The sequence below is a fragment of the Streptomyces sp. NPDC127084 genome, assembly GCF_042724175.1.
GTDB lineage: Bacteria > Actinomycetota > Actinomycetes > Streptomycetales > Streptomycetaceae > Streptomyces.
Genome location: NZ_JBHXFA010000002.1, coordinates 105,697 through 113,995 on the forward strand (window position 1 = coordinate 105,697; position 8,299 = coordinate 113,995).

7 protein-coding genes are annotated in these 8,299 nt (G+C 70.2%); 6 read left to right on the forward strand and 1 reads right to left on the reverse strand.

Features of this window, described 5'->3' with window-relative positions; translation table 11 throughout:
- Positions 1-327: 327 nt before the first annotated feature.
- The 4 genes from ACFWI9_RS01330 (at position 328) to ACFWI9_RS01345 (ending at position 5,201) form a co-directional block, all read left to right on the forward strand.
- The gene (locus ACFWI9_RS01330; protein WP_387158119.1) at positions 328-1,416 is read left to right on the forward strand and encodes a branched-chain amino acid aminotransferase; all 1,089 of its coding nucleotides are present in this window, start codon (positions 328-330) and stop codon (positions 1,414-1,416) included.
- Between the two features lie 418 nt (positions 1,417-1,834).
- Positions 1,835-3,472, forward strand: a complete 1,638-nt coding sequence (cimA, locus tag ACFWI9_RS01335; protein WP_387158121.1) for a citramalate synthase — start codon at positions 1,835-1,837, stop codon at positions 3,470-3,472.
- A gap of 80 nt (positions 3,473-3,552) precedes the next feature.
- A complete protein-coding gene (locus ACFWI9_RS01340; RefSeq protein WP_387158122.1) occupies positions 3,553-4,932 on the forward strand; it encodes a hypothetical protein in 1,380 nt (459 codons plus the stop codon).
- On the forward strand, positions 4,932-5,201 hold the full coding sequence (locus tag ACFWI9_RS01345; RefSeq protein ID WP_387158124.1) for a dsRBD fold-containing protein: 270 nt from the start codon (positions 4,932-4,934) through the stop codon (positions 5,199-5,201). Before ACFWI9_RS01340 ends, ACFWI9_RS01345 begins: the two co-directional genes overlap by 1 nt.
- A gap of 123 nt (positions 5,202-5,324) precedes the next feature.
- Here ACFWI9_RS01345 and ACFWI9_RS01350 read toward each other — a convergent pair whose 3' ends face one another.
- A complete protein-coding gene (locus ACFWI9_RS01350; RefSeq protein ID WP_387158126.1) occupies positions 5,325-5,945 on the reverse strand; it encodes a YceI family protein in 621 nt (206 codons plus the stop codon).
- A 480-nt stretch (positions 5,946-6,425) separates the two neighbouring features.
- Between ACFWI9_RS01350 and ACFWI9_RS01355 the strand changes: the two genes are divergently transcribed.
- Both ACFWI9_RS01355 and ACFWI9_RS01360 read left to right on the forward strand, forming a co-directional pair.
- Positions 6,426-8,009 carry an acyl-CoA carboxylase subunit beta gene (locus ACFWI9_RS01355; RefSeq protein WP_387158128.1) on the forward strand — a complete coding sequence of 528 codons (1,584 nt, stop codon included), beginning with the start codon at positions 6,426-6,428 and terminating at the stop codon, positions 8,007-8,009.
- A gap of 21 nt (positions 8,010-8,030) precedes the next feature.
- A complete protein-coding gene (locus ACFWI9_RS01360; protein ID WP_387158129.1) occupies positions 8,031-8,231 on the forward strand; it encodes an acyl-CoA carboxylase epsilon subunit in 201 nt (66 codons plus the stop codon).
- Positions 8,232-8,299 lie beyond the last annotated feature (68 nt).

Here is an 8,299-nt window from a genome sequence, read left to right on the forward strand (position 1 = left end):
CGGCGCCTCCAGCCCCGCCCCTGCCCCCGATGCCCCCGAGCCCGACCCGGTCGCCCAGCCCCGGCCAGCCCCCCGCCACACCCCCCCCCCGGGCGGCTTCTCCTGTGCGGCATCCGGGTGCCACCATCAAGCCATGGGCCGCACGCACACCACTCCGCACCGCCCATCCGCGCCCTGCGATAATCGGGCGTGGGGCCGCACGGTACGGGGAAGCTCGGACGTCCTGGTACCGGTACCAGCTGTGAGCAAGCCGTACCGGTAGCGCGGGGCGTTCCGGACAGACGTGCAGGCGGTCCGTCACACACAAAAGGTGAAGGACACGCAGACATGACGACCACCCCGATCGAGCTCAAGCCCTCATCGAGTCCCCTGTCGGCCGCGGAGCGCGAGGCGATCCTGGCCAACCCCGGATTCGGCCGCCACTTCACCGACCACATGGTGACGATCAAGTGGACGGAGGGCCGTGGCTGGCACGACGCCCAGCTCACGCCGTACGCCCCGCTCTCGATCGACCCGGCGAACATGACCCTGCACTACGCCCAGGAGATCTTCGAGGGGCTGAAGGCCTACCGCAGGCCCGACGGCTCGGTCGCGCTCTTCCGCCCCGACGCCAACGCCCGGCGCTTCCAGGGCTCGGCCCGCCGGATGGCCATGCCCGAGCTGCCAGTCGAGACCTTCATCGAGGCCTGTGACGCCCTTGTCCAGCAGGACATCGACTGGGTCCCGGCGCACGGCGGCGAGTCCTCGCTCTATCTGCGCCCGTTCATGATCGCGACCGAGGTCGGTCTCGGAGTGCGCCCCGCCAACGAATACCTCTTCCTCGTCATCGCCTCCCCGGCCGGCGCCTACTTCCCCGGCGGCGTCAAGCCCGTCTCGATCTGGGTCTCCGAGGACCGGGTCCGCGCGGTCCCGGGCGGCATCGGCGACGCCAAGACCGGCGGCAACTACGCGGCGTCCCTTCTCGCCCAGGCCGAAGCGGCCGAGCACGGCTGCGAGCAGGTCGCCTACCTCGACGCCGTGGAGCACCGCTGGGTCGAGGAGCTGGGCGGTATGAACCTGTGCTTCGTCTACGAGAACAAGATCGTCACCCCCGAGCTCACCGGTTCCCTCCTTGCGGGTGTCACCCGGGACTCCCTGCTCAAGCTGGCCCGCGACCTCGGCTACGAGTCCGAGGAGGGCCGGATCTCCATCGAGGACTGGCGGCGCGACTCCGAGAACGGCGCGCTCCGGGAGGTCTTCGCCTGCGGTACGGCCGCGGTGATCACTCCGGTCGGGCTGGTCAAGACCGCTGGGGGTGAGTGGACGCAGGGCGACGGACAGCCCGGCGCGGTCACGCTGGAACTGCGCAAGGCACTGCTCGCCATCCAGACGGGTGCCGCTGAGGACCCGCACGGCTGGGTGCACACGCTCGGCTAGGGCCACCGGGTCCTTCCGCTGCTTCGGGTCCCTCCGCTCCTTCTGGTGAAAGGCTCCGGCGCGCCATCCGCCGCCGGAGCCTTCGCCGTCAGGGGAGCGGTGCGGCACGCGGACGCCCGTATGGTGAGATCCCCGTCCATGGCGGCGCTGCTTTGTGGCACACTGCCATCGTGCTCGCATTCGCCATGATTATCGGCAGCAGCGCGCCGGTCCGCAGTGATCACTGACCAGGGCAGCAACCCCCGCGGCAGTGGCACCATGCTCCAGACCCGCGCGCAGACCTCTCGCATCCGCGAGGGGTTTTTTCGTTTTCCGGCCACACCCCGGCCGAAGGCGGCAAGCGCGCGACGATGGAGCAAGTGGAGCCAGAAGTTCCGGAGCTTACGGAGCCACTCTTCCGACAGGAGTCACCACCGCCATGACCACGACAGGCATCAGCCTCGATGCCAGGCCCAGGCCCGATGACAGCTTCCACGTCTTCGACACCACCCTGCGCGACGGAGCCCAGCGCGAGGGCATCAACCTGACAGTCGCGGACAAGCTGACCATCGCCCGCCATCTGGACGAGTTCGGTGTCGGCTTCATCGAGGGCGGCTGGCCCGGTGCCAACCCGAGGGACACCGAGTTCTTCGCCCGGGCCCGCGCGGAGATCCAGTTCCGGCACGCCCAGCTGGTGGCCTTCGGCGCCACCCGCCGCGCCGGCGGATCCGCCGCCGAGGACCCGCAGGTGAAGGCTCTGCTCGACTCCGGCGCCCCCGTGATCACCCTCGTCGCCAAGTCCCATGACCGGCATGTCGAGCTCGCCCTGCGCACCACCCTGGACGAGAACGTCGCGATGGTCCGCGACACCGTCTCGTACCTGAAGGAGCGGGGGCGGCGGGTGTTCGTGGACTGCGAGCACTTCTTCGACGGCTACAAGGCCAATCCGGGATACGCCAAGGCCGTGGTCCGTGCGGCGGCGGAGTCGGGCGCCGACGTGGTGGTCCTCTGCGACACCAACGGCGGCATGCTGCCCGCCCAGGTCCAGGCTGTGGTCGCCACCGTGCTCGCGGATACCGGTGCCCGTCTCGGAATCCACGCGCAGGACGACACGGGCTGCGCCGTAGCCAACACCCTCGCCGCCGTGGACGCGGGCGCCACCCATGTCCAGTGCACCGCCAATGGCTACGGCGAGCGCGTCGGCAACGCCAACCTCTTCCCGGTTGTCGCCGCGCTGGAGCTGAAGTACGGCAAGAGCGTGCTTCCGGACGGCGCGCTCAAGGAGATGACCCGGATCTCGCACGCCATCGCCGAGGTCGTCAATCTGACCCCTTCCACGCACCAGCCGTACGTGGGTGTCTCCGCCTTCGCCCACAAGGCGGGTCTGCACGCCTCGGCGATCAAGGTCGATCCGGACCTCTACCAGCACATCGATCCCGAGCAGGTCGGCAACACCATGCGGATGCTGGTATCCGACATGGCCGGCCGCGCCTCTATCGAGCTCAAGGGCAAGGAGCTCGGGGTCGACCTGGGCGGGGACCGCGAGCTGCTCGGCCGAGTGGTCGAGCGGGTCAAGGAGCGCGAGCTGCGGGGCTACACCTACGAGGCGGCCGACGCCTCCTTCGAGCTGCTGCTGCGCCAGGAACTGCGCGGTGAGGAAGTGGGCAAGCCGCGCACGTACTTCCGTACGGAGTCATGGCGCGCCATCGTCGAGGACCGCCCCGACGGCACCCACGCCAACGAGGCCACCGTGAAGCTCTGGGCCAAGGGTGAGCGGATCGTCGCGACCGCGGAGGGGAACGGCCCGGTCAACGCACTGGACCGGGCGATGCGGGTCGGTCTGGAGCGGATCTACCCCCAGCTCGCCAAGCTGGAGCTGGTCGACTACAAGGTGCGCATCCTGGAGGGCCGCCACGGTACGGACTCCACGACCCGGGTGCTCATCACGACCAGCGACGGCAAGGGCGAATGGTCGACTGTCGGGGTCGCCGACAACGTGATCGCGGCCTCGTGGCAGGCGCTGGAGGACGCGTACACCTACGGGCTGCTCAGGGCAGGGGTGGAGCCCGCGGAATAGGCCGACGCGCGGGCCCTTGGTCCTTATTCCGCATATGCGTATGTATGTCATAAACTGCCCCGCTCGGGTAGCGTCGGACTATGAGGACCAGGCCGTCCACCCTCCTGTCGGTGCTGTCGGCCCTCGCGGGGCTGGCGCTCGTGTTGCTGCTTGCCGTGGCCCTGGTCCCGGCATCGGCTTCCGGTGCCGACGCCGCCAGGGCCACCGGGATCTCCGACGCGGCACAGGCCCTGAAGGAGGGGCCCGTCTACGTCGATCCCGGCGCCCGCTCCCAGTTGTCCGAGGCCGACCAGAAGGCACTGGCACAGCAGATCAAGGACGCGGATCGGCCCGTTTTCATCGCCGTGCTGCCCAAGAGCTCCGCATTCCCCGCTGACCGCGTCCTCGGTGAGCTGCGCGCCGCGACCGGGATCGCCGGGCTGTACGGGGTCCGCCTCGGTGACGGCTTCAACGCGGGTGCGGACCGCGCGGTGATGTCCGGTGACGAGGTGCGGACCATCGTGGCCGGAGTGAAGACCCCTGGCATCGACGCCGCCACCGAGCTCGGCAACTTCGTCGATCAGGCGCTGCCGGCCGTACGCGGCACCGCCCCGGCCTCGTGGAACGGAGCGGACCCGGGCATGCGTTCCTCAGGCGTGGGCGCGCTCATCGCACTCGGTGCGGTCCTCGTCGCCGGCACCGCCGGTGCGTACGCCGTCGTCCGCCGCAGCCGCCGCAGGCGTGCCGGCGAGGAACGGGCCGCGCTGGAGAAGTTGCGGGTCGTCGTGGACGAGGACATCACCGCGTATGGCGAGGAGCTGGACCGGCTCGACTTCCATCCCGCCGAGGCGGGCGCCGACGACGCGATGCGCGCCGACTACGAACGTGCCCTCGACGCCTATGAGAAGGCCAAGTCCGCCATGGCGGCGGCCACCCGCCCGCACGAGGTGCGACCGGTCACCGAGGCTCTGGAGGAGGGCCGGTACTCGCTCGCCGTCCTCGCTGCCCGCCGCGAAGGCCGCCCTCTCCCCGAGCGCAGGGCGCCCTGCTTCTTCGACCCGCGGCACGGCCCTTCCACGGAGGACGTGCTGTGGACACCGACCGCGGGCTCGGCACGCAGGGTCCCGGTCTGCGCTGCCGACGCGGCCCGGCTGGCGGACGGCGACGACCCGATGGCCCGCGAGGTCGCGACGGACTCCGGACGCCGTCCCTACTGGGAGGCGGGCCCGGCATACGGTCCTTGGGCGGGTGGCTACTTCGGCGGCGGGCTGCTGCCGGGGCTGCTCGCGGGAACCCTCCTCGGCAGTGCGCTGTCCACCCCGGCATACGCTGCCGAGTACGGCGGCGAGGGCTTCGGCGGCGACTTCTCCGGAGGGGACTACGGTTCGTCCGACGGCGGCTTCGACGGTGGGAGCGGCGACTGGGGCGGCGGTGGCGACTGGGGCGGCGGTGGTGGCTTCGACGCGGGCGGAGGCTTCTGATGCGGACCAAGAAATGGAACGTCGAGATCGTCATCACGGAAAGCGACCGCACCACGGTGGCCGAGGCCCGGCTGCGGGGCCAGAACGCCGAGGTGTTCGTCGGTGAGGGCACGGCCCATCGCAAGCGTGCCGATCAGGACATCCCCCATATCGGCGATGAACTGGCCGTGGCGCGCGCTCTCAGCGGGGTCAGCCATGGGCTGCTGCACGAGGTGGCTGCCGAGATCGAGACACGCACGGGCGAGCGGGTGCCCCGGCTCAGGGGGTAGGCCGCAGCCCGACAAGCCGCTGCGCATTGCTGCCGCTGAGCGCCCGCCGCTCCGCAGGGGAGTCGGAGCAGCGGGCGCGCTCGTGGGCGGCGGGGCCGGGGACTGGCATACGCGGGTCGGGTGTCAGGCCGCGGCCTTGACGGCGGAGATGTCGAAGGTCAGCTTCACCTTGTCGCTGACCATGACGCCGCCGGTCTCCAGCGCCGCGTTCCAGGTCAGGCCCCACTCGGAGCGCAGGATCTCCGCGCTGCCCTCGAAGCCGACCCGCTCGGAGCCGTAGACGTCGGTCGCCGCGCCGTTGAACTCCAGGTCGATGGCGAGCGGGCGGGTGACGTCCTTGATGGTGAGGTCGCCGGTGATGCGGTACGTGTCGCCGCCGAGCTGCTCGGCCTTGGTGGAGCGGAAGCTCATCAGCGGGAACTGCTCGGCGTCGAAGAAGTCACCGCTGCGCAGATGGTTGTCGCGGTCCGCGATACCGGTGTCGATGCTCGCGATCTTGACGTCGATGACGGCGGTGGAGGACGCCGGGTCGGAGCCGTCCAGCTGCAGCCGCCCCTCGTGCTCCGCGAAGCTGCCGCGCACATTGGTGACCATGGCGTGGCGCACCGTGAAGCCGATGCTGCTGTGGGCCGGGTCGATGGTGTACGCGCCGCTCAGCGCGGCGAGCGCAGGGTCGACCTCGCGGGGCGCGACGGCGACGGTGCTGATGGCGGTCTCGTCGTTCTTGCGGTTGAACAGGCCCATGGTGTGCTCCTCGGGTCGTGATGGCCGGTGGCGGAGTGACCTTCCCGGCCACTCGTTTAATCTTCAACAAGGACCACCATAGACCCATTCCCGTTCAATGTTCAACATTTCTGGAGTCCGGGGATGGGTGGTCCGGGATGGGCTGATCCGGTGAATGCTCCCGACGGTGTGTCGTCCTGTCCCAGGTCGTTCCATGCCTCTCCCGGGGTGCCAGCCGCGCTCGCTGTCCGCTCGCGCCGACTGGAGACCCTCGACAACACCGTGGTGGCGCCAGGCGGGTGTGGGGACCATCGGTGTGAAGTGACCGGCAGTCGTCCCCGGGGTGACATCTTTGTTGGGCTCCGACAATCCGGGACGGCGTTCCGCTGGCACTTGGCCTGCACCGCTGGACGGTTCTGTCCGAGGGTGACAGGAGAACGGTCCCGAGACTGTACGGAGTCAACGGCAGGATTTTGTTGTCCGGGTCCGTAGGGTCAGTACATGACCGTTTTGGACGAGACCGCCGAGGCGCCCACCGACGCACGCGGGCGTGTGGCCGAGCTGCACGCCCTTCGCGAAGAGGCCCGGCGCGGCCCGAGTGAGCGTGCCACCGAGGCGCAGCATGCCAAGGGCAAGCTGACCGCACGTGAGCGGATCGAGCTGCTGCTGGACGCGGGCTCGTTCCGGGAGGTGGAGCAGCTGCGGCGGCACCGGGCGTCCGGTTTCGGGCTGGAGGCCAAGAAGCCGTACACGGACGGTGTGATCACCGGCTGGGGCACGGTCGAGGGCCGCACGGTCTTCGTGTACGCGCACGACTTCCGGATCTTCGGCGGGGCGCTGGGCGAGGCCCACGCCACCAAGATCCACAAGATCATGGACATGGCCATCGCGGCGGGTGCCCCGCTGGTCTCGCTGAACGACGGCGCGGGCGCCCGTATCCAGGAGGGCGTCTCCGCGCTCGCCGGCTACGGCGGCATCTTCCAGCGCAACACCCGGGCCTCCGGCGTCATCCCGCAGATCTCCGTGATGCTCGGCCCCTGCGCGGGCGGCGCCGCCTACAGCCCGGCGCTGACCGACTTCGTCTTCATGGTCCGCGAGACCTCGCAGATGTTCATCACCGGGCCCGATGTCGTCAAGGCGGTCACCGGCGAGGAGATCACCCAGAACGGTCTCGGCGGCGCGGACGTGCACGCCGAGACGAGCGGCGTGGCGCACTTCGCGTACGACGACGAGGAGACCTGCATCGCGGAGGTCCGCTACCTCCTGTCGATGCTGCCCTCCAACAACCGTGAGAACCCGCCGCACGCCAGCACCGAGGACCCGGCCGGCCGCCGCTCCGAGGCGCTGCTCGACCTGGTCCCGGCGGACGGCAACCGCCCCTACGACATGCACAAGGTCATCGAGGAGATCGTCGACGACGGCGAGTACCTCGAAGTCCACGAGCGCTGGGCGCGCAACATCATCTGCGCGCTGGCCAGGCTCGACGGACAGGTCGTCGGCATCATCGCCAACCAGCCCCAGACCCTGGCGGGTGTGCTGGACATCGAGGCGTCCGAGAAGTCCGCACGCTTCGTCCAGATGTGCGATGCCTTCAACATCCCGATCGTGACCCTGCTGGACGTCCCGGGCTTCCTGCCCGGTGTCGACCAGGAGCACGGCGGCATCATCCGGCACGGCGCCAAGCTGCTATACGCGTACTGCAACGCCACCGTGCCCCGAATCTCGCTGATCCTGCGCAAGGCCTACGGCGGCGCCTACATCGTCATGGACTCCCAGTCCATCGGCGCCGACCTCACCTACGCCTGGCCCACCAACGAGATCGCCGTGATGGGCGCCGAAGGCGCCGCCAACGTGATCTTCCGGCGCCAGATCGCCGACGCCGAGGACCCCGAGGCCATGCGCGCCCGCATGGTCAAGGAGTACAAGTCCGAGCTCATGCACCCGTACTACGCCGCCGAGCGCGGTCTGGTCGACGACGTCATCGACCCGGCCGAGACCCGCGAGGTGCTCATCCGCTCCCTCGCCATGCTCCGCACGAAGCACGCCGACCTGCCGTCCCGCAAGCACGGCAACCCCCCGCAGTAACCCACGAGGAGAACGCTGCACATGACCATGACCGTCGACTCCCTGCTCCGCGTCGAGAAGGGCCACGCAGAGCCCGAGGAACTGGCCGCGCTCACGGCGATCCTGCTCGCCCGCGCCGCCTCGCAGCCGGACGCCCCGGCGGGCCGCGGTCGCAGCACCGCCGGCTGGCGCCGGCTGGAGCGCCAGTCCGGCTTCCGCGCCCCGCACAGCTGGCAGGGCTGACGCTCCTTCGCGCACCTCGCCCCCCGGACCCGGGGGGGGGGGGCGCGCCGCCCCGCCGCCCCCCCCCC

Bases quoted from the DNA above. Each gene is read 5' to 3' on its own strand.
- ACFWI9_RS01350 (WP_387158126.1), bottom strand. From the start codon at position 5,945: ATGGGCCTGTTCAACCGCAAGAACGACGAGACCGCCATCAGCACCGTC.
- ACFWI9_RS01360 (WP_387158129.1), top strand. From the start codon at position 8,031: ATGACCATGACCGTCGACTCCCTGCTCCGCGTCGAGAAGGGCCACGCA.
- ACFWI9_RS01345 (WP_387158124.1), top strand. From the start codon at position 4,932: ATGCGGACCAAGAAATGGAACGTCGAGATCGTCATCACGGAAAGCGAC.
- ACFWI9_RS01340 (WP_387158122.1), top strand. From the start codon at position 3,553: ATGAGGACCAGGCCGTCCACCCTCCTGTCGGTGCTGTCGGCCCTCGCG.
- ACFWI9_RS01355 (WP_387158128.1), top strand. From the start codon at position 6,426: ATGACCGTTTTGGACGAGACCGCCGAGGCGCCCACCGACGCACGCGGG.
- cimA (WP_387158121.1), top strand. From the start codon at position 1,835: ATGACCACGACAGGCATCAGCCTCGATGCCAGGCCCAGGCCCGATGAC.
- ACFWI9_RS01330 (WP_387158119.1), top strand. From the start codon at position 328: ATGACGACCACCCCGATCGAGCTCAAGCCCTCATCGAGTCCCCTGTCG.